The organism is Streptomyces sp. NPDC096040 (assembly GCF_040303265.1).
Classification (GTDB): Bacteria; Actinomycetota; Actinomycetes; order Streptomycetales; family Streptomycetaceae; genus Streptomyces.
In genome coordinates this window covers 36,005-56,356 of sequence record NZ_JBEOTA010000015.1, presented here as the reverse complement: position 1 = coordinate 56,356, position 20,352 = coordinate 36,005, and the positions used below count along the sequence as shown (strand labels likewise).

Genomic DNA, 20,352 nt, shown 5'->3' with positions numbered 1-20,352 from the left:
GCCCGTACACAGCGCTACCGAGTAGTGGGTAGCGGGGAACGCCCCACTACCCGCTAAAGGCCCCTACTGGGGCGCGCAGGGGCTTTGAACAGGCATCCCCCACTGGGGACCCCACTACCCACTACCCAGTACGCCCCACTAGATCAATCACCCAGCGTGACAGTCATCCCGGTTGAAGGGACACCGTTGTGCACCCGACCACCCCCTCCGAGAGCACCCCCGACCCGTTCAACCCGTACGCGCGGATGAGTGACGAGGAGGCCAACGCCGAAGCACGCCGGATCATCGCCGACGCGTACCGGCCCGTCGCACAGATGCCCACCCGCTACCGCGACACCGACCCGGTGCCCGCCTACGGCACCGCCCCGCCCACCCCGCAACCCGACCACCGAATCGTGCCCGCGTGGGCCGCGGGCACCGCCGTGGCCGGTATCGGCGTCGGCGCCACCTGCATCGGCATCGGGTGCGGGATCTGGCTCGCCTGCCAGGGCTTCGCCGCCGTCACCCTGACCAGCGTCCTGTTCGTCACCCTGCCCATCGCCGCCGTGGCCGCGGTCGCCACCGCCATCGGATCCGCCCTCCGAGCCTTCAAGGCCACCCGCACCGAAACCCACCACCACTACGCCGGACCCGTCCGGCAGGAGACCAACCAGATCACCGCCCCCGCGTACGGGCTCATCGCCCGCAACCGCAACGAACTCCACCGCTGACGACGCCAAGGGCGGCCCCTACCTCTCGCCAAAGAACGCGGGGCCGCCCTTGTCCAGCCAGTCACTCATCAAGGAACTGGAGACCTCCAGCATGACCCATCCCGCAAGCCCCGAGCGAGCCTTACCGCCCGCTTCCTCGGCTCCCACACTGGGAGCTCCCGGCGCGATGCGGTTCTACCTGACCACCCACAAACGGCACTGGATCAAGCTCACCGACAAGCCGCTGTTCCTGAAGTCCGAGCACTTCGCGGCCGCCGCCAAGCTCTACCCCGCCCTGGGCCCGTACGCGGTCGACTCCGGCGGCTTCTCGGAGCTCAAGGACAAGGGCACCTGGACCCGCCCGCCCCGGCAGTACGTCGGTGACCTGCGCCGCATCTGGGAATGCGTCGGCCCCTACGACTGGGCGGCCCCACAGGACTGGATGTGCGAGGAAGCCATCATCAAGGGCGGCTGGTTCGGCGGACTGTACTTCGTCGGCACCCACCTCAGCGTGGAAGAACACCAGCGCCGCACCGTCAACAACTTCCTGGAACTGCGCTCGCTCGCCCCCGATCTGCGCATTGCCCCCGTCATCCAAGGCGACAGCGTGCCCGCGTACGAGCGGTGCGTGGAACTGTACGAGCGGGCCGGTGTCGACCTGCGGGCCGAACCGGTCGTCGGGCTGGGGTCGGTGTGCCGGTTGCAGTCCACTCGCCAGGGCGCGGCGATCGTCACCGCGATGGCCGCGCACGGCTTCAACCTGCACGGCTTCGGCTTCAAAATCCTCGGCCTGGAACGCGTCGGTCACCTACTGGCTTCCGCGGACTCGGCTGCCTGGAGCGCGCACGCCCGCCGCCGGCCGCCGCTGCCGGGCCACCCGCACAAGAACTGCGCGAACTGCATCGACTACGCCCTGCGCTGGCGTCACCGCGTGATCGACGCCATCCCCACCCACCGTCAGACGCTGCTGACTGACCGGAGCGCAGCATGAACGCACTGGCCACCGCACTGAACCTCGCCGCGAGCGGCATTCCGCCCCTGCCCCTGCGGGTGGGCAAGGTCCCGTTCGGCAACTGCCGTAGGTGCGTCAACAACGCATGCGGCGGTCGGCCCAACATGAAGATCCCAGGGCCATGCACCTGCCCCGCCCCGTGCCACGCGTGGGCCGCCGCCACCACCGATCCGGACGTCATCACCTCCGGCCCCTGGCGCCGCGCATGGCGGCAAGCCGAGGCGGTCGCCTATCACCCGGGCGGGGCGGGCCTGACGGTCGTGGACCTGGACAACGCCGACGCGATCGCGTGGGCTCGCGAGAACCTGCCGAGTACCCAGGTCGCGCTCACCACTCGGGGCGAGCACTGGCTCTACCGCGGTCGGATGCAGTCTGCCAACGCGGTCCGGCCTGGCGTGGACATCAAATCGACCATGGCCTACGCCCGCTGGCTCGGATCCGGCACCGGCACCATTGCCGCGCTGCCCGACGTCGTGCGCGCGCTCACCGCAGCCAAGCCCGCAGCCCCCGTACCCGTAAGGGTTCCCGCGCCGGTCGGGGGCGGGGAATGCCGCCACCGCACCCCCGCCTACCTCGAACGCGGGATCGCCATGGCGGAGCAGCGCATCACCGAGACGTCCAGCGGCGTGCACACGACCGTGTACCAGACGTTCCTGGCCGTGCTCTCGACGCACGGCCGGTGCGGCTGCCTCACCGAGGACCACATCGCCCGCCTGTTCACCGCCGCTCAGGCCAAGGGCGAGACCGCACGGCACTGCACGGACGCGTGGACCAACGCACGCACCACGTTGGGGCTTTGAGCATGGACGACGACGACAAGAACCCGGCCCGGAAGGTCATCGCGGATTACGCGCAAGAGCGCTTCCGCTACTTCCGCACCGCGGACGGCACCGTCTACGCACAGCGCAAGGGCCACCCCGTGGCCCGCCCGATCCGCTCCCAGGGCACCACCGGAAGCCACCGCCAAGAACTCATGGTCGGCCTGTTCAAGGATGGACTCGGCACGTTCAACGGCACCGCGATGAAGGAGGCACTCGACTTGATCGAAGCACTCGCCCTCACCGAGCAGGTCCAGCCCGTCCACATCCGCGTCGCTCCCGGCTTGGACGGGGCCACCTGGTTGGACCTGGGCCGCAACGACGGCCAGTCGGTCCGCATCCACCCCACCGGCTGGGACATCCGTACCCCCGACCCGAGTGAGGTGTGCTGGCGGCGCACCCAGCTCACCGGCGAACTGCCGCTGCCTGCCAAGGACACCAACGGCAAGGGCATCGACCTGCTGTTCAGGCTCTGCAACTTCGCCAACGCCGAGACCGAGTGCCTGGCCATGGCCTGGCTGATCGGTTGCCTGGAACCCTCCGTGCCTGTCCCCGCCCCCTTCCTCACCGGCCCCCAGGGCGCGGGGAAGTCCACCGGCGGGCGGATGCTGATCCGGCTCATCGAGGGCATGACTGGGGACCTCCGCCGCGCCCCGAAGGACGAGGACAACCTGATCGCAGCCGTGGCCGCAGGATGGGTCACGGCGCTGGACAACCTCTCCCACATGACCCCGGACCTGTCCGACGCCATGTGCTGCATCGTCACCGGAGCCGAGAGCGTCAAACGCGCCCTGTTCACCGACGGAGACGTCTTCCGCGCCCGCTACCGCCGCCCCCTGCTCCTGACCGGGATCGACGTCGGCGTCATCCGCCCCGACCTCGCCGAACGCCTCCTACCGCTCCGCCTAGAACGCCCGAAGGTGCGGCGCACCGAAGCGGAGTTGTGGGCGGAGTACGCCGAAGCCCTGCCCGTCATGCTCGGCTCCCTGCTGGACCTGACCGTCAAGGTCCGCGCCGCCACCGCTGAAACGCCGACGGACCTGCGGATGGCGGACTTCGCCCACCTGTGCGCGCAGCTCGACGCGGCGATGGGCCTCGGGGCGCTGGCGGCCTACCGGGCCGGGCTGGACGACCTCAACGACGACGTCATCGAGGGGGACCTGCTCGCGCAGACCGTGCTCCAGTACGCGGCCGACATGCAACCCGGGGCACAGGAGCGGATGACGTCCGCGGAGTGGCTGCACCTCCTCACCCGGCTCTACAGCGGCGAAGACTGCCGCCCTCTGCCCAAGGGGTGGCCGACCACCGGCAAGGTCCTCTCCGACCGGCTCAAGCGCCTTCAGCCCACCCTCGCTGCCCGCGGCCTGGTCGTGGACTGGGGACGCACCCGCGAGGCCCGTTACATCGAGCTCACCGAACCCGCGCCGGCACCCGGGCCGCAACAGGAGGCCGCGTTCTGAACGCGAGGTCACCGCACAACAGCAAGAAGAGCACCCGGGGCGACGCGGCGCTGGGTGCTCCTCTTGCTGTTCGGTGCGCAGCACCGCCCGAAGGACGTGCCGCGCAGCGGCTCCTTCTTCGCGTTCTAAGCCGCGCACAACAACAGACACCACCCCCCTCTCTTTCCTAAGTAGGGGAACGCTGCGTCACCTGCGTCACACGCAACGGAAAACGGCCCCTGACCAGCCGGAAAGAGCGTGACGCAGAGCCGATCCGTCTGCGTCATCGTGCGTCACCTGCGTCACGCCACCGTGACGCAGGTGACGCGGCAGTGACGCACCCCCGCCGTGCTGTGTCACGGATTCCCCCAGGTCAGAAGCCTGGATGACGCAGGTGACGCTGTGACGCAGAAATCCGAACCTCGGACAGGTGCCAGCCCCCCATGACCAGAGCCTCGAAGGAGTCGACTGTGGCACGCCCTCAGATACTCAAGCTCCCCGAAGTCCTCGAAGAGATCGGCATGAGCCGCGCCGCCTTCTACCGCATGCGCGCCCGCGGCCAAGCCCCCCGCCTCCGCAAGCTCCCCAACGGCCAAGTCCGCGTCAGCCGCGCCGACCTTGATGCCTGGTGGGAGCGCTGCGAGCAGCACGCTGCGTAGATCAAACCGCTTCGCCGGGGCCCGCGCTGAGCGCGGGCCCCTCGTCACGTCTGGAGAGACATGCTCACGTATGACGTCGATATCTGGTCCATCCGCAAGCGCGCCGGCCGTCCCAAGCCGTGGGAACTGCGCTGGAGGGTTGGCGAGCGACCCCACTCCCGCAGTTTCAAGCTGAAGCCGCAGGCAGATGGGCGCCGGGCCGAGTTGATGGCGGCCCTGCGGGATCAGCAGCAGTTCGACGAGGAAACGGGCCTGCCCGCACGTGAGTTGATGGCTCTGACCTCTCCGTCGTGGTACGAGCACGTGACGGAGTACGTACTCATGAAGTGGCCGCGCGCCGCCGCCAAGCACAGGGCGAGCATCGCGGAATCCCTCGCGGTCGTGACACCCTCGCTCGTCATGAACAAGCGGGGGGCGCCCCGCCCCTCAGTGCTGCGTGATGCGCTCTACCAGTGGGCATTTCGCGCAGTTCGAGGACCGGACGGCACTTGGGTCCCGCGCCACGTAGTCGAGGAACCACCGGCGGAGATCCTTACCGCGCTGGAATGGGTCGCCGCCCGCTCCATCAAAGTCAAGGACTTGGAGGACCCCGCCCTCCTCCGTCCCGCCCTTGAAGCCCTCTCCCTCCGTCTGGACGGTGGGAAAGCCGCGGAGAACACCGTCCGACGGAAGCGCATGGTGCTGAGCAACGTCCTTCGCTACACGGTCGAGGAGAAGGGCCTCCTCGCCTCCAACCCTCTCCCGCGAGTGGACTGGACCCCGCCCGAGAGTGACGACGAAATCGACTTCCGGTACGTGCCGGACCCACGGTTGGCGCGAGCCCTGCTCGGGGCAGTCCGCGACTCTGGCCCCCGCGGTCAGCACCTCCACGCGTTCTTCGGATGCCTCTACTACGCCGCCATGCGCCCTGGTGAAATCGTCGCGCTCACCAAATCCGACTGCACCTTGCCGCCTAACTCGCCCGACGCCGTTCAGGAGTGGGGCGAACTCCTGCTCGGGGAGAGCCGCCCGGAAGTCGGCGGCGGCTGGACGGATGAGGGCACGTCGTACGAAAAGCGGGGGCTCAAGCGACGTAAGCAGGGAGCGACACGGACCGTGCCCATTCCGCCCGTTCTCGTGCACCTCCTTCGTCAGCACATCGAGCGCTACGGCACGGCCGACGACGGCCGACTGTTCCGGGCCTCGCGGGGCGGGCGCGTCCCCTCCACCGAGTACTGCGACCTCTGGGAGAGAGCGCGGAAGGCGGTCCTCTCCCCCCGTGAGGTGAAGTCGGACCTTGCCGCAGTGCCGTACTCCCTCCGGCACGCGGGAGTATCCCTCTGGATCAAGTCGGGGGTGGATCCGGCGGAGGTCGCCGCGCGTGCCGGCCACAGCATCGCGGTGCTGTACCGCTTTTACGCGAAGATCCTCAAGGGCGGTCAGAAGCACTCCAACGACCTGATCTCCCGCGCGCTCGACGAGGGAGAGGCGCCGTGATCCTGGCCCACAGATGGCCCATACGCACTGGTCAAAGGTGGGATACCGGCGAGAAGGAGTGAGACAAGAGGCACGCGAAAGGGGTACTCCGGAAGCCGGGGCACCCCTTCTGACCAGCGCCTATGCTGACCTGCGTGCGGTGGGTGTGGGATTTGAACCCACGGTGACTCGCGCCACGACGGTTTTCAAGACCGTTCCCTTAGGCCGCTCGGGCAACCCACCCCGCGCCGACCGAGATCGGCGCGGGGAACAGAGTAACCGGTCCGCACGCGCGTGTGCGGGTCAGTTGTCGCCCACGCGGGAGCCCAGGGTCATTTCGACCGTGTGTTCCGTGCCGCCTCGCTTGTAGGTGACCTGGACCTTGTCGCCGGGCTTGTGGGTCCAGATCTCGCCGATCAGGGTCGGGCCGCTGTCGATCACCGAGTCGTCGAGCTTGGTGATGACATCACCGGACTTGAGGCCGGCCTTGTCGGCGGGGCCGCCCGACTCGACCGCGGCGGCGCCGCCCGAGCCGGAGTCGGTGATCTGCGCGCCGGCGCTGCTGTCCTCCAGGGACACCGACGCGCCGATCTTCGCGTAGACCGGCTTGCCGGTCTTGATCAGCTGCTGGGCCACGTACTTGGCCTGGTTGATCGGGATGGCGAAGCCCAGGCCGATCGAGCCCGACTGCCCGGTGCTGCCCAGGCCGCCACTGGAGGCGGACTGGATCGCGGAGTTGATGCCGATCACCGCACCGGAGGAGTCCAGCAGCGGGCCGCCGGAGTTCCCCGGGTTGATGGAGGCGTCGGTCTGCAGGGCGCTCATGTAGGACGCCTTGCTGGTGGAGCTGCCGTCGCTGGAGGCGACCGGGCGGTTCTTGGCGCTGATGATGCCCGTGGTGACGGTGTTGGACAGGCCGAAGGGAGCACCGATAGCGATCGTCTCGTCGCCGACCGCCACGTTGTCGGAGTTGCCCAGGGCGAGCGGCTTGAGGTCCGACGGCGGGTTCTTGAGCTTGATGACGGCGACGTCGTAGCCCTGCGCGTGGCCGACGACCTCTGCGTTGTACTTCTTGCCGTCCGGGAAGGTCGCGGTCAGCTTGCCGCCGTCGAGGGCGTCCGCGACCACGTGGTTGTTGGTCACGATGTGGCCCTGGGTGTCGAAGACGAACCCGGTGCCGGTGCCGCCCTCGCCGCTGGTCGACTCGGCCTCGATGGTGACCGTGCTGGGCAGCGCCTTGTTGGCGACCGCCGCGATGGTGCCAGCAGCGCGCTTGACCTGGGTGGCGCCGCCGTCGGCGGAGGCGGATACGGTCGTCGAGCCGGTGTCGTCGTTGTTCTTGGCCAGGGTGTAGCCGAGGCCGCCGCCGAGACCGCCCGCGACCAGTGCGGCCACCAGGACGGCGGCGATCAGACCGCCACGCCCGCTGCCCTTCTTCGGCGCGTGCTGCGGCTGCTGGAACGCCTGGTGCTGTGGGTACTGCTGGTGCTGCTGGTCGTACGGCGCGCCCCAGCCGGCCCCGGCCCCGCCAGCCGCCCCGCCAGCCGCACCCGCACCCGCGTCCGCGTAGGAAGGGGTCGCGGGGGGCGGCGGCGGCCAGGAAGCCTCGGGGGCCAGCGGCGGGGGCGCGTAAGGGTCGCCCGCGGGCGCGCCCTGGGGCGCCGCCGGCGGGGTCGGGGCGATCGGGGTGCTCGGCGCTTCCCCGCCGTCGGACGCGGCTGCCTGCGGCGAAGCAGTGGGAGACGTCGGCGGCACGGGAGGTGCGGACGGGGCCGGGGGTACCGGGTTGCCCTCGTTCTCGGTGCTCACAGCTTCTCTCCTCGGTCCACGGCTTTTCTTCTCGGTCGCACTCGGTCACGCTCTTTCACGCTTGCTGTCGGTCCGGCGCGAATCAGCTGTGCATGTGCTTTTGTATGCCGTCAGCTTTTCCCACAGGCCGTCAGAGCACCATAAGCGGTGGCTGTGGGTACACCGACAACCTTTATATAGGGCCTGTCCGACAAAAGTTCCCTTTGCTGGCATCGGGGATACCCCCACGCCCGCCCGCACGGTGGCACCATGTCGCGGTGACCCACGCACCACAGCATCGCATCCAGGTCGTCGCACACCGCGGGGCCTCCGAGGACGCCCCCGAGCACACCCTCGCCGCCTACAAGAAGGCCATCGAGGACGGCGCCGACGCCCTGGAGTGCGACGTACGGCTGACCGCGGACGGCCACCTGGTCTGTGTCCACGACCGACGCGTCAACCGTACGTCCAACGGGCGCGGGGCGGTCTCGGCCCTGGAGCTCGCGGAGCTGGCCGCCCTGGACTTCGGTTCGTGGAAGAAGGGCCCGGCCTGGCGGGGGCGGGACGAGGAGCCCGACTGGGAGTTCCGGCCGGAGGACCGCGCGGACACCTCCGTACTCACGCTGGAGCGGTTGCTGGAGCTGGTCGCGGACGCCGGGCGGCGGGTGGAGCTGGCGATCGAGACCAAGCACCCCACGCGGTGGGCGGGGCAGGTCGAGGAGCGGCTGATGCACCTGCTGAAGCGGTTCGGCCTGGACGCTCCGGCCACGGCGGCCGAGTCACAGGTGCGGGTCATGAGCTTCTCCGCGCGGTCGCTGCACCGGGTGCGGGCGGCCTCGCCGACGCTGCCGACGGTCTATCTGCTCCAGTTCCTCTCGCCCCGGCTGCGCGACGGGCGGCTGCCGGCCGGGGTGCGGATCGCGGGCCCCTCGATCCGGATCGTGCGCAACCACCCCGGGTACATCGAGCGGCTGAAGCGGAACGGCCACCAGGTGCACGTGTGGACGGTGAACGACCCGGAGGACGTGGATCTGTGCCTGGACCTCGGTATCGACGCGATCATCACCAACCGGCCGGGAGCGGTGCTGCAGCGGCTGGGACGGGGAACCGGGAACCGTTCTGCTGAGTGAGGCTCAGATAAAGAGTCGCGTAAGGAAACCCCGCACCCCTTGACCCGACAGCTCACTCACACCATCCTCACCTATCGGCCACACCATCGAAATCCAGCCACACGAAGCCATACCTGGGGGATATGGCGACGAACCCGTCACAGGGTGTGCTCCGGCGCGTTCGGTAGGTATTCGTTCGTTGCGAATGCGTCACCGGACATTCATTGGCCGGTTTCCGGTTCAGGCCAATGGGGCATCCACACCGTGGCGTGGGGCAAAGGAGGTCTCGGGGGTGGCGTTGGTGGTGGCACGGGAGGTGCCCACGTCGTCGAGCATGGCCGTACCCCATGGCCCTGCGGGCGTGGGGAAGGCGAGGCACCGTATGCGCGATCAGTTGCGCACCGGTGGCATATCGGAATCGGTCATCGACGATGCCGTACTTATCCTTTCCGAACTTTTGAGCAATGCGTGCAAACACGGGCGTCCCTTGGGGGACGACGCGCTGGCCGGCGACGGCGACGTCCGGGCCGCCTGGCAGGTGGACACGCGCGGCCGCCTGATAGTCGAGGTGACGGACGGCGGCGGACCGACCCGCCCGGCTCCGATGACCCCGTCGGTCACGGCGCACGGCGGCCGCGGGCTGAACATCATCACGGCCCTGGCGGACGACTGGGGGGTCCGGGACGACGCCCGGGGCGAGGTGACGGTCTGGGTCGTGGTGCACAAGGACGTGAGTGATCCGGATGGCACGGGCCGCCGCGACGCCTTCGCTACGCGCGTCACGGCACCCGCGGCACCGGAGATGGCCGGTCTGGACTTCGCCGACGCGTTCGACGACCTGGACTGAGCCGACCTGAGCCGACCTGAGCCGACCTGAGCCGACCTGAGCCGAGATAGTCCGGCCTGGACCGGCCCGCACCGGGCCGTACCAACCGGGACCGACCCGACCGACCTGACCGGCCCGCCTGGACCGGCTCGTACCAACCAGGACCGGCCTGGACCGGCCTGGACCGGCCCCAGTACCGACTCGGTCCGTACCGGCCCTGCCCGTACCGGCCCGGCCCGTACCGACCCGGTCCGGCGGCGCCCGCTCCCGCGGCTCTGTCCACAGGTACCCGTGGTCCAGGGCGTGAACGGCTAGGCTCCCGCCAGTACGAGACGAGCCGTAACCGGGAGACACCCAGATGGCCAAGAAGCGACCCCAGACAAAGGCCACGCGGCCGCAGCTCAGCGATGCAGCCCGCGCCGGAGGCGCTGATGGAGACTTTCCGGTTGTCGGTGCCCGTGAGCCCTGCCCCTGCGGCAGCGGCCGGCGCTACAAGGCGTGCCACGGCCGGGCGGCCGCGCACGCGGCGACCGAGCTGGTGCACCGCCCGTTCGAGGGGCTGGCGGGCGAGGGCGACTGGGTGGCGCTGCGCGAGCTGGTCCCCGCCGCCACGGTCGAGCTGACCCTGAAGGACGGCCTGCCCGCCGACGTCCCGTCGGTCACGCTCGCGACGGTGCTGCCGATGGCCTGGCCGGCGCTGCGGCGCGAAGACGGCACCGTCCTCCTCGGCCTGCAAAACGACACGGCGTCCGGTGACATCAGCCGCGACCTCGCCGACACCCTCCAGCGTGCCCTCGCCGCCGAGCCGGGCACCCCGGTGCAGGGCCGCCGCGCCCCCGCCGACAGCCCCCGGCTGCAGGATCTGCTCGACCCCGAGGGCCCGTTCGTGCCGGTCGTGCACGAGGGCTTCGAGTTCTGGGTGCAGGACGCGGAGAACGCCACCGCGGAGGTGACCGCCTCCCTGGAGCGGGCCAACGCGGCGGCCATCCCGACGGTGAAGCTGACCGGCGTCGACTCCGCCTACTGGTGCGAGACGCCCGAGAAGAACCATCTGCGGTGGGTCATGCCGTATCCCGAGGAGCAGCTTCTGGACGCTCTCGCGCGACTGCACGCGGCGGGCCGATCCAGCCTCGGTGAGGGCACCCGGCTGGTCGGTTCCTTCCGCGCCCACGGTCTCACCGTGCCGGTCTGGGACCTGCCGAGCGGGGTCGGCGCCGAGGACGTGGAGAAGCCGGCCGCCGAGTTCGCCGAGCGGCTCGCGACCGCTCTGGCCTCGGAGGCACCGCTCACTGCGGAGGAGCGCCGGGCCCGTGGCGGGCTGACCAACCGACAGGTCACGCTCAGCTGACAACCAGCACCGGCGGAGGGACGTGGCTGACCGACCGGTCAGCCGCTCCGGGCCCGTTGGCTCGGGTGACTCCTGTCACAACTTCCCTACGTGGCAAGCAAATACGTGTCCGAATAGACGAGATCGAATTTGCTAACCGCCGATCTCTTGTTACCGTCTCAGTAGCCCGGTTGCTGGTGCATCCCCCGTCGCCAGCAACCGGGCCTTTTCATGCGCGCGGCCATGCCGACGTCCGGTGTACGGACCGTAGGGGTACGTCAACTCCCGTTTGACGAATCCGAGTTGCTCCCGGACGGGTCCCCGGAGCCGTCGGCCGAGTTGCCCGCAGCGTCCCGCCCGGAGTCACTCGGGGAGTCGCTCCCCGGTCCCGGCCCCGCTCCCGGAATCACTTGCGGAGTTGCCCGCGGAATTGCTCGCACTGCGCAGCAGCAGCGGTCCGTCGCCATCCCGCGCCGCGAACTCCGTGACGGCCGTGTAGGCGTCCAGCGCGCCCCGTGTGTGCTCCCGGGGCGTCTCGCAGGTGGCGGGCTCGTCGTCGGCGTTCGCGGCGCAGTGCGTCTGCACCGTACGGCCGTGCGGGCCCATGAAGCTCAGCACGGACTCCAGGTCCGCCCCGGTGGCGTTGCGGTAGTAGGTGCGCGCCCAGGTGTCCGCTCCCTGGGCCATCACACAGGTCTGCGCCTCCACTCCGTCCGGGGAGGTGAGTTCGGGCCCGCAGCGGGCGGCCGTGGCCAGGCCGAGGCCGAGCACCAGGGGGGAGCGGACGGGCGCCGGCAGCTTCTCGTCGTCGTGCCGGGCGGGGTGTACGGCGGCGTCGCCCACCTGTCCCGCGGACGCCACGGTCAGCGGCAGCGCGACCGCGCACACCATGACGCCCGCGAGGGCGAGCAGACGTACGTTCATGTGCGGAAGATAACCAGCGAGGCGCGTAAAGCCGTGTTCTCGCGCCCGACACCCTCACAACTCGGGTGCGCTCACACCCGTACGAGTGAGGACGTCGACCACGGCGTCCACCACGGCCTCCACATCGGGCACCCAGGGCTTGGCCGAGCCGGGCAGCGGGGCACGCTCCCAGCGGATGGCGCCCTGGCCGGTCTCGGAGGGGGGCAGGGCGAGATAGCCGCCCTCCCCGTGGAAGCGGAGGGAGCCGGGGACGAAGTCCTTGGCGTACAGCAGCTCGCCCAACTGCTCCATGGAGTACGGCTTGACGAGCAGCGCCCAGCGGGTGGGCGCCGCGACCACCGGGCCGAGGCGCATGCCGCGGCGGTCGAGAAGAGTGAGGGCATGAGAGGCGGCGAGGGCGGGCAGACTGACCGCGCACGGCGCCTTTCCGCCGGAGGCTCCGGTGGCGAGGATGATCGGCGCGGCCGGCCGGTTGCCCCACCACCAGCGCACCATGCGCTCGTCGGTGGTGGCGGCGAGCAGACCGGGGTCGAAGGGGTGCGCACCTGGCACCGTGCACTCCGGGTCGGGGCAGGCACAACGGGCCCGGCCCTGCGGGTCCGGGGCCACACCCGGGAGTACGGGCCACTGCCATTCCGTCGCGAAGGTCAGGGCCGCGCCGAGAAAATCAGGCCCCTTGCCTTTCCGCTTGGACAGGAGCCTGCGTCGCCTTCCGAGGATCTCGCGCATGAGCGCTCGTTCCTTTCCGTTGCACCGCTGGCAACACCGTGGACCACATCACATCATGTGTCGATCACTTCACTGTGCGTACCTGTTGGCGCATCACACCCCTGCGCTGGCAAGGGGAACCCCAAAGGGTCGAGCAGGGGCCGCGCCCGCATCCAATACTGCGTCCATCAAAAGCACGGCCACGGCGTGGGGGTGGCGAAGTCTGGCGTTTTGCCGTTCCGAGTGTTTCTCTCCGCCGCCGCCACGGGAGGATGGGGCACGGTCGTCGGTGGTTAAGACGCCCGGGTCCGTCGCCAGGTTCCGGGTGATCCCCAACCACCCCTGGCCTTCTCCGAGTACGTACCCATCACGACCGCTGTGACGCTCCGTGGAGCAAGGCCAGTCGACCGCAGTGAACCGTTACCCGAGTCAGTTTTAAGCCAACTTTGCCTTCGCGCAAGCCGTCCGGCGAAGTCACCAGGAGACCCACGGACACCAGGAATCCCAGCAGGACAATGCTGGACATCCCCTCACGAGTGCGTGTACATGTGGAGACACTGCTAGCGGCGCAGAAAGACATGGGGGTTTGCGATGCTTTTGAGCAATACGCACAGGTCTGAAAGCCGGACACGATGAACGCCCCGCACCCTCCGAAAGTGGCTGGAATCGATTCAACGGTCCCCACGCCCGCACACACTGTCGTGCCGGTTCCCCCCGCCCCGGGCGCACCTCCGGTCCCGAAGGTCCCCGCCGCACCAGCACCGGGCACCCTCCTCCAGGACCGGCTGGCCGGCTGGGTCTCCGACCTCACCACCCTCCATGAACTGACCGAACGGCTCGCCCGCACCGACGGACTTGAGCCTGCCCTCCAGGAACTGCTGCGCGCCGGTGCCGCCCTCGTGGGCGCCCGGCGCGGACTTGTAGCGCTGGAGCCCGCCGACGGCCTCGGCCCGCACACCACGCTCGGCCTCGGCCTCGGCCGAGCGGACCTCGGCCACATGGAGACCGTCCCGCGCGGCGCGCTGCCGTACGACGCCGGCACCACCGCCGAGATCGTCCACCCCGACCTGTTCGCCGAGGACGGCCTCGACCCCCGCCACCGCGAGGTCGCCGCCCGTCTCGGCTACGCCGCCAGCTACGCGCTCCCCCTGACCACCGACGCCGCCGTCCGCCTGGGCGCGGTCCTCTGGCTGTACGACGAGCCGGCCGAGCCGAACGAGCGCCAGCGCCACCTCATCGGCCTGTACGTCCGATTCGCAGCCGAGCACCTGGCCCGGCTGCTGGAAGTCGAGCGCACGCGCGCGTGCATGGCGACCATCGCCGACGAACTGCTCCCCTCCCGGCTGCCCCGGGTGGCCGGCGTCCAGCTCGCCGCCCGGCACCGCACCGGCCCGCGCGGCGGCGGCGACTGGTACGACGCGCTGCCGCTGCCCGACGCCGCTCTCGGTCTGGCGGTCGGCTCGGTGACCGGCTCCGGACCCAGCGCGGTGGCCGCCATGGGCCGGCTGCGGGCCTCCCTGCGGGCGTACGCCGTGATGGAGGGCGAGGACCCGGTCGCGGTCCTCTCCGACCTGGAACTGCTGCTGCGGCTGACCGAACCGGCCCGCTCCGCCACCGCCCTGTTCGCCTACTGCGAGCCCGCGCTGCGCAAGGTCACCCTGGCCGGGGCCGGACACAGCCCGCCGCTGCTGATCGGCGAGCGCCGCACCGAGTTCGCGGAGACCTCGGTCTCGGCGCCGCTCGGGATGCTGGCGTGCTGGGAGGCGCCCAGCGTGGAGATCGAGGCCGAGGCCGGGGAAACCGTGCTCCTCTACACCGACGGGCTGCTGCACCGCACCGGCGACCCCATGGACCGCGCCTTCGCCCGGCTGCACACGGCCGCCGCGAGCATCCCGCGCCCGCTGCGCCGCGACCCCGGGGCCATCGCCGACCATGTGCTGCGCACGGTGCTGCCGGACGGGCTGGACTCGGCCGGCAGCGAGGAGGACGTGGTGCTGCTGGCGGCCCGTTTCGACTGATCGGTCAGTCAGAAAGGCAGGTCACCCGGTCAGGAGTCGTCCGGCCTGGGTCGCCGTTCGGTACGACCGTACGATGGACGGGATCCAGTGCAGTGTCGAGGAGGATGACCGTGGCCGACGAGCTCACACCGGCAGTACCTGATGTTGCTGCTGACGCAGAGGGCCCGGAAACCGAGCCGGAAGAGCCGATCAAGCAGCGCAAGAACGGCCTGTACCCGGGCGTGTCCGACGAGCTCGCCGACAACATGAAGTCCGGCTGGGCCGACACGGAGCTGCGCGACCTGACCCCCGTCGAGCAGGCCGAGCACACCGCTCGCCGCCGAGCCGAACTGTCCGCCCGCTTCCCGGGCGACCGCCTGGTGATCCCGGCCGGCAACCTGAAGACCCGATCGAACGACACGGACTACCCGTTCCGGGCGTCGGTCGAATACGTCTATCTCACCGGTGACCAGACCGAGGACGGCGTACTCGTCCTGGAACCCAAGGACGACGGCCATGTGGCCACCATCTACCTGCTGCCCCGCTCCGACCGTGAGAACGGCGAGTTCTGGCTCTCCGGGCAGGGCGAGCTGTGGGTGGGCCGCCGCCACTCCCTGACCGAGTCCGAGGCGCTCTACGGCATCCCCGCCGCCGACGTCCGCGAACTCGCCGACCAGCTCCGCGAGGCCACCGGCCCGGTGCGGGTCGTCCGCGGGTACGACACCGGCATCGAGGCCGCGCTGACCGACAAGATCACCGCCGAGCGCGACGAGGAACTGCGCGTCTTCCTCTCCGAGGCACGGCTGGTCAAGGACGAGTGGGAGGTCGGCGAGCTGCAGAAGGCCGTCGACTCCACGGTCCGCGGCTTCGAGGACGTGGTGAAGGTCCTCGACAAGGCCGAGGCCACGTCCGAGCGCTACATCGAGGGCACGTTCTTCCTCCGCGCGCGCGTGGAGGGCAACGACATCGGCTACGGCTCCATCTGCGCGGCCGGCCCGCACGCCTGCACCCTGCACTGGGTCCGCAACGACGGTCCGGTGCGCTCGGGCGACCTGCTCCTCCTGGACGCCGGCGTCGAGACGCACAGCCTCTACACCGCCGACGTCACGCGCACACTGCCGATCAACGGCACGTACAGCGAGCTGCAGAAGAAGATCTACAACGCGGTGTACGACGCCCAGGAGGCCGGCATCGCGGCGGTTCAGCCGGGCGCCAAGTACCGCGACTTCCACGATGCCGCGCAGCGGGTGCTGGCCGAGCGGCTCGTCGAGTGGGGGCTCGTGGAGGGACCGGTGGAGCGGGTGCTGGAGCTCGGGCTGCAGCGCCGGTGGACGCTGCACGGGACGGGGCACATGCTCGGGCTCGACGTCCACGACTGCGCCGCCGCGCGGACCGAGACATATGTGGAGGGCGTCCTTGAGCCGGGGATGGTGCTGACCGTGGAGCCTGGGTTGTACTTCCAGGCCGACGACCTGACCGTTCCCGAGGAGTACCGGGGGATCGGGGTGCGGATCGAGGACGACATCCTGGTGACGGCCGACGGGAACCGGAACCTTTCCGCGGGGCTGCCTCGGCGGTCTGACGAGGTCGAGACCTGGATGGCTTCGCTCAAGAGCTGACGTATCGGGTGAATGGCCGGGTACCTGGGTGGGTGCCCGGCCATTGTTGCGTTCTGCGGGTGAGTGGGGGCTGAGCGCAGTTCCCCGCGCTCATGGGTGGATCCGGTCAACGGGGGTGAGAAGTGGACGACTTCTGGAGTGCCGTCGTACTGCGTCTGGGAGGTGATACCGGTGACGGGCGGCGGGTCGGACTGGAGCGCATCCTGCGCGATGCCGTGCGTGATGGGCGGTTGGTGCCCGGGACGCGGCTGCCGGCCACCCGGCGGCTTGCTGCCGAGTTGGGGATTTCCCGGGGGACCGCCAAGTCCGCCTACGACCAATTGGTCGCCGAGGGGTACCTGACCGCTCGGCAGGGGTCCGGGACCCGGGTCGCCAGCCTCCCCTCCGCCGCCTCCGACGCGCCGGAAGCCGCGGCACACGCGCGTGCGCCTCTTTTCGATCTGCGGCCCGGGGGGCCGGACGTCGGGGCGTTTCCGGCGGCCGCCTGGTTGCGGGCGCTGCGGCGGGCCATCGCCGGCGCGCCCTCCCTGGCGTACGACTACGGTGATCCGCGCGGGCGGATCGAGTTGCGGACCGCGCTGTCGGGGTATCTGGTGCGGGCCCGTGGGGTGGTGGCGCCGCCTGAGCGGATCGTGGTCACCTCGGGATACGTGCAGGGGCTCGCCCTGCTCACGCGGGTGCTGGGCGGGGCCGCCGCCGTGGCCATGGAGGACCCCGGGATGCCGTTCCACCGGGAGGTGGTGCGGAAGAACGGGGGGATCGTCGTGCCGGTGCGGGTGGACGAACGAGGGGCTCGCGCGGCGGAGTCGGGGGATGCGGCGGCTGTCGTCCTCACCCCCGCCCATCAGTATCCGACCGGAGTCACCCTGCACCCGGAGCGGCGGCGGGCCGTGCTGGACTGGGCACGCGCACGTGGCGGGGTGATCGTCGAGGACGACTACGACGGGGAGTTCCGGTACGACCGGCAGCCCCTGGGCGCCTTGCAGGGGGTGGCGCCGGGGCAGGTCGTGTATCTGGGGACCGCTTCCAAGACACTGGGGCCCGCGCTGCGGCTCGGGTGGATGGTGCTGCCGCCGCATCTCGTGGACGCCGTCGCCGACGCCAAGCTGCACAGCGACCATCACACCGAGTCCATCGGGCAGTTGGCGCTCGCCGAGCTGATCGAGAGCCACGCCTACGACCGGCACGTGCGCGCGTGCCGGTTGCGTTACCGGCGGCGCCGGGACCAGTTGCTGGGGCGGCTGGGCTCCGGACGGGACGTGCGGGGGATCGCCGCCGGGCTGCACGCGCTCGTCGCCGTGGCCGACGAGAAGGAGACCCTGGCCCGTGCGGAGGCCGCGGGGCTGGCGGTGGGCGCCCTCGGGGAGCACTGGCACACGGACGGCGGTGCGGGGCGGCCGCAGGGCCTGGTCGTCGGGTACGGGACACCCCGGGAGCGGGTCTATCCGGAGGCCCTGGAGGTGCTCGCCAAGGCGCTGGACGCCTGACTCAGCGCGCCGGGAGGGCGTCCAGGAACAGGGCCCCGGCCAGCAGGCCCGCGCTGCCCCGCGGGCTCCAGCCGCGCTCGTACAGGTCGGCGTCCAGGGCTGTCAGGGCCTCCGCGCCGGTCTCCGTCGCCGTACCGCCCGCCTCCAGGACGCCGCGGGCGCCCGCCTGGACATGGCGCAGGCCCAAGGGGCCCGCGGTGTAGAGGAGTTCGGTGTCCTGGAGGGTGGACATCACGGTGAGCAGGGCGTCGAGACGGGCCTGGTTCTCGGTGGCGCCCGCCTTGCGGGCCGTCGTCAGTGCGTCCAACGCCCTTCGTACGTGCGGGAATCCGGCCCTGGCCTCGCCTCGGGCGCCGGCCGCGCCGTACTTCGCGGAGATCGACGAACCCCGTGAGGGGCGCTTGGGGGCGCCCTTGTCGTTGAAGGCGGCGATCTTGCGGGCCGTGGCGGCGATCTCGCGGGCCTTGGCCCGGGGGTCCAGGGCGGCCGCGGCGACCAATAGGCCGAGGGCCCACAGGGCGCCCTTGTGGCCGCCGCCGGCCAGGCCGACCGAGTGCTCGGTGGACCGGCCGATCGCGCCCAGCTCCGCCCGCAGCACCGGCGAGGGTTCGCCGGTACGGCGGGCGGAGGCGGCCATCGCCGCGAGGCCGGGCGCCAGCGCCCTGGCCGACCAGCGCAGACTGTCGTGCTCCCGGCGCCTGCTGCGGGCGTCCAGGTCACGCGGGTCGGGCAGCCCCGGCTTCGGGGCCAGCGCCAGCTGACCGGTGAGCGCGGCCACGGCGGCCTGCGCCAGCGCGACGTCCTCACGGCTTGTCATGTCCCTTACTTACGAGGAGGTGGAGGCCGAAGGGGAGGCGCTGTCGCTCGGCGGGGTGCCCGTCGGAGCGTCGCTCGGCGGAGTGCCTCCGCCGCCGCTGCCGGCGCCCGTGTTCTCGGCGTCCGGGTCGATGCCCAGGGTCAGGGAGCCCTTGTAGCCCTTCGACGGGTCCTTCTTGTGCACGGCCTTCAGGGACAGCAGACCGCTGGAGGCACCGCCGCCGTCGTACACCATGTCGTCGGCGAGGACGGTGTAGCTGCCGGTGTGCCGGGAGTACGGGTTGAGGGTGAAGATCTCCTCGGCGATGTCGTCGGCGAAGAAGAGCTGGCCGGTGTAGTTGACGGTGCCGCCCTCGTAGGTGCCGTCCTCCTTCTCGCCGCCCGTGTGCACCTTGACGTGGATGTGGCAGGTGCGCGGCGTGTACCAGCCGGGGAAGATCGTCTCGAACTTGACGACCCCGTTGGCGTTGGCGATCTGGTAGCCGCGCAGATAGGTGTTGTCGTCGGCGGAGTCGCCTTCCTCGCTCTCCGCGGGGGCGGAGCCGCCCGGATTGGCGGTGGTGTAACCGGAGTAGTAGCCCCAGGCGTCGCAGTGCCAGATCTCGACCGCGGCACCCTTGACCGGGGTACAGCCGTCGGTGGCGTCCACGACGGTCAGGCGCAGGGTGAGCGGAACGCCGGCCTTGCCCTCGGTGATGTCCTTGCGCACCAAGGCACCATCGAGGTAGTACGGGCCCTCCGTGACGCTGCTCATCAGCGTCATGCACTCACTGCTGGTGGAACTGGCGGAGGCCGTGGCGTCCGCTTCGGTGCCGGTCGTGTCGGTCGTGTCGGCGAAGGCCGACTGGAAGCCGGCGACCGCAAGGCCGCCGGCCGCCACCGTGCCGCCGGACACCACGAGGGCGCGGCGGCGGGTGATCGACGTGTCTTTGTGGTTTCCCGTCATGGTCGACGAAGCTAGGAACGCCGTCTGTCAGGGGCGTGGGCAGGGACTGGCAACCGGCTGTGAACGCCCAGGAAGCTGAAGTCGGCGGAAAAACGCTGGTCACAGGGGTAGGGCAGCGCTTTCACAGGGCGGGGTCGCGGTCGTGCAGAACGCGCTGGAACAACCGGCTGTCCCGCCATTCTCCATTGATGTGGAGATACTGCGGCGCATCACCGATCGTCTCGAATCCGCATTTCTTCAGCACCCGTTGCGACGTCGTGTTGTCGATCAGTGTGGACGCCTCGATCCGGTGGAGCCCCAGGTCATCCCTGGCGATCTCGCAGACCCGCTCCAGAGCGGCGCTGGCCAGACCGCGGCCCTGCTGGTCACCGGCCACCCAATAGCCGACGTACGAACTGCAGAAAGGACCCAGGGAAATTCCGGAAAGGGTGATCGCGCCGACGATCCGGCGGTCCTCCGCCGACTCCATGACCCAGGGGACCATGATCCCGTCGGCGGCCTGTCGTAGCAGGCCATCGATGCGTTCGGTCTGGCCCTCGACGGTGAAGAACGACTCGGGTCTGACCGGTTCCCAGGGCTCCAGATGCTTTCGGTTGCCGACGTACGCGGCGGACAGCGGCTTCGCGTCGCCGACGGCAATGGGACGCAATATCACGTCAGGCAGGATTGCGCTTTCTTTAATCTTTCCGAGAATCATGCGCGCACCCTAGCGCGCAGGTTATGCAGGGGGGAG

The 20,352-nt window shown here is 70.3% G+C and carries 18 protein-coding genes and 1 tRNA gene; 12 read left to right on the top strand and 7 right to left on the bottom strand.

Annotation, left to right across the window (positions count from 1 at the left end; genetic code table 11):
• Window positions 1-188: 188 nt before the first annotated feature.
• The 6 genes from ABTY98_RS21570 to ABTY98_RS21545 all read left to right on the top strand — a co-directional run bounded on the left by ABTY98_RS21570 (window position 189) and on the right by ABTY98_RS21545 (window position 6,093).
• Complete coding sequence (locus ABTY98_RS21570) at window positions 189-710, top strand: hypothetical protein (RefSeq protein WP_352222537.1); 522 nt, start codon at window positions 189-191, stop codon at window positions 708-710.
• A 166-nt stretch (window positions 711-876) separates the two neighbouring features.
• Entirely contained in the window at window positions 877-1,680 is an 804-nt protein-coding gene (locus ABTY98_RS21565; protein WP_352222536.1) for a deazapurine DNA modification protein DpdA family protein, read from the top strand.
• The gene (locus tag ABTY98_RS21560; protein WP_352222535.1) at window positions 1,677-2,501 is read left to right on the top strand and encodes a bifunctional DNA primase/polymerase; all 825 of its coding nucleotides are present in this window, start codon (window positions 1,677-1,679) and stop codon (window positions 2,499-2,501) included. The genes ABTY98_RS21565 and ABTY98_RS21560 overlap by 4 nt, the downstream gene beginning before the upstream one ends.
• 2 nt (window positions 2,502-2,503) lie before the next feature.
• Window positions 2,504-3,979, top strand: coding sequence for an AICE element replication initiation protein (locus tag ABTY98_RS21555; RefSeq protein WP_352222534.1), 1,476 nt, complete (start codon window positions 2,504-2,506; stop codon window positions 3,977-3,979).
• Between the two features lie 449 nt (window positions 3,980-4,428).
• A complete protein-coding gene (locus ABTY98_RS21550; RefSeq protein ID WP_352222533.1) occupies window positions 4,429-4,617 on the top strand; it encodes a helix-turn-helix transcriptional regulator in 189 nt (62 codons plus the stop codon).
• 60 nt (window positions 4,618-4,677) lie between these two features.
• Window positions 4,678-6,093, top strand: coding sequence for a tyrosine-type recombinase/integrase (locus tag ABTY98_RS21545; RefSeq protein ID WP_352222532.1), 1,416 nt, complete (start codon window positions 4,678-4,680; stop codon window positions 6,091-6,093).
• A gap of 137 nt (window positions 6,094-6,230) precedes the next feature.
• Here ABTY98_RS21545 and ABTY98_RS21540 read toward each other — a convergent pair.
• Together ABTY98_RS21540 and ABTY98_RS21535 are read right to left on the bottom strand one after the other, a co-directional pair.
• Window positions 6,231-6,315: transfer RNA gene (locus tag ABTY98_RS21540), tRNA-Ser, on the bottom strand.
• Between the two features lie 60 nt (window positions 6,316-6,375).
• Window positions 6,376-7,881 (bottom strand): S1C family serine protease, encoded by a 1,506-nt coding sequence (locus ABTY98_RS21535; RefSeq protein WP_352222531.1) that lies wholly within the window; start codon window positions 7,879-7,881, stop codon window positions 6,376-6,378.
• A 257-nt stretch (window positions 7,882-8,138) separates the two neighbouring features.
• Here ABTY98_RS21535 and ABTY98_RS21530 point away from each other — a divergent pair, with 257 nt between their 5' ends.
• The 3 genes from ABTY98_RS21530 to ABTY98_RS21520 all read left to right on the top strand — a co-directional run bounded on the left by ABTY98_RS21530 (window position 8,139) and on the right by ABTY98_RS21520 (window position 11,143).
• Window positions 8,139-8,990 carry a glycerophosphodiester phosphodiesterase gene (locus tag ABTY98_RS21530; protein WP_352222530.1) on the top strand — a complete coding sequence of 284 codons (852 nt, stop codon included), beginning with the start codon at window positions 8,139-8,141 and terminating at the stop codon, window positions 8,988-8,990.
• A 184-nt stretch (window positions 8,991-9,174) separates the two neighbouring features.
• The gene (locus ABTY98_RS21525; RefSeq protein ID WP_352222529.1) at window positions 9,175-9,816 is read left to right on the top strand and encodes an ATP-binding protein; all 642 of its coding nucleotides are present in this window, start codon (window positions 9,175-9,177) and stop codon (window positions 9,814-9,816) included.
• Window positions 9,817-10,153: 337 nt separating this feature from the next.
• Window positions 10,154-11,143: a DUF5926 family protein gene (locus ABTY98_RS21520; RefSeq protein ID WP_352222528.1), complete on the top strand. Its 990-nt coding sequence runs from the start codon at window positions 10,154-10,156 to the stop codon at window positions 11,141-11,143.
• 342 nt (window positions 11,144-11,485) lie between these two features.
• Here ABTY98_RS21520 and ABTY98_RS21515 read toward each other — a convergent pair whose 3' ends face one another.
• Together ABTY98_RS21515 and ABTY98_RS21510 are read right to left on the bottom strand one after the other, a co-directional pair.
• Entirely contained in the window at window positions 11,486-12,046 is a 561-nt protein-coding gene (locus tag ABTY98_RS21515) for a hypothetical protein (RefSeq protein ID WP_352222527.1), read from the bottom strand.
• A gap of 54 nt (window positions 12,047-12,100) precedes the next feature.
• Window positions 12,101-12,775 (bottom strand): bifunctional DNA primase/polymerase, encoded by a 675-nt coding sequence (locus ABTY98_RS21510; protein WP_352222526.1) that lies wholly within the window; start codon window positions 12,773-12,775, stop codon window positions 12,101-12,103.
• A gap of 611 nt (window positions 12,776-13,386) precedes the next feature.
• Here ABTY98_RS21510 and ABTY98_RS21505 point away from each other — a divergent pair.
• The 3 genes from ABTY98_RS21505 to pdxR all read left to right on the top strand — a co-directional run bounded on the left by ABTY98_RS21505 (window position 13,387) and on the right by pdxR (window position 17,857).
• On the top strand, window positions 13,387-14,772 hold the full coding sequence (locus ABTY98_RS21505) for a PP2C family protein-serine/threonine phosphatase (protein ID WP_352222525.1): 1,386 nt from the start codon (window positions 13,387-13,389) through the stop codon (window positions 14,770-14,772).
• Window positions 14,773-14,876: 104 nt separating this feature from the next.
• On the top strand, window positions 14,877-16,370 hold the full coding sequence (locus ABTY98_RS21500) for an aminopeptidase P family protein (RefSeq protein ID WP_352222524.1): 1,494 nt from the start codon (window positions 14,877-14,879) through the stop codon (window positions 16,368-16,370).
• Between the two features lie 122 nt (window positions 16,371-16,492).
• A complete protein-coding gene (gene pdxR / locus ABTY98_RS21495; RefSeq protein ID WP_352222523.1) occupies window positions 16,493-17,857 on the top strand; it encodes a MocR-like pyridoxine biosynthesis transcription factor PdxR in 1,365 nt (454 codons plus the stop codon).
• A 1-nt stretch (window position 17,858) separates the two neighbouring features.
• On the opposite strand, the gene ABTY98_RS21490 is transcribed toward pdxR, so the two are convergent.
• From ABTY98_RS21490 to ABTY98_RS21480, 3 genes are all read right to left on the bottom strand, one after another.
• The gene (locus ABTY98_RS21490; RefSeq protein ID WP_352222522.1) at window positions 17,859-18,674 is read right to left on the bottom strand and encodes a triphosphoribosyl-dephospho-CoA synthase; all 816 of its coding nucleotides are present in this window, start codon (window positions 18,672-18,674) and stop codon (window positions 17,859-17,861) included.
• Between the two features lie 9 nt (window positions 18,675-18,683).
• Window positions 18,684-19,619 carry an intradiol ring-cleavage dioxygenase gene (locus ABTY98_RS21485; protein ID WP_352222521.1) on the bottom strand — a complete coding sequence of 312 codons (936 nt, stop codon included), beginning with the start codon at window positions 19,617-19,619 and terminating at the stop codon, window positions 18,684-18,686.
• Window positions 19,620-19,740: 121 nt separating this feature from the next.
• The gene (locus ABTY98_RS21480; RefSeq protein ID WP_352222520.1) at window positions 19,741-20,316 is read right to left on the bottom strand and encodes a GNAT family N-acetyltransferase; all 576 of its coding nucleotides are present in this window, start codon (window positions 20,314-20,316) and stop codon (window positions 19,741-19,743) included.
• Window positions 20,317-20,352 lie beyond the last annotated feature (36 nt).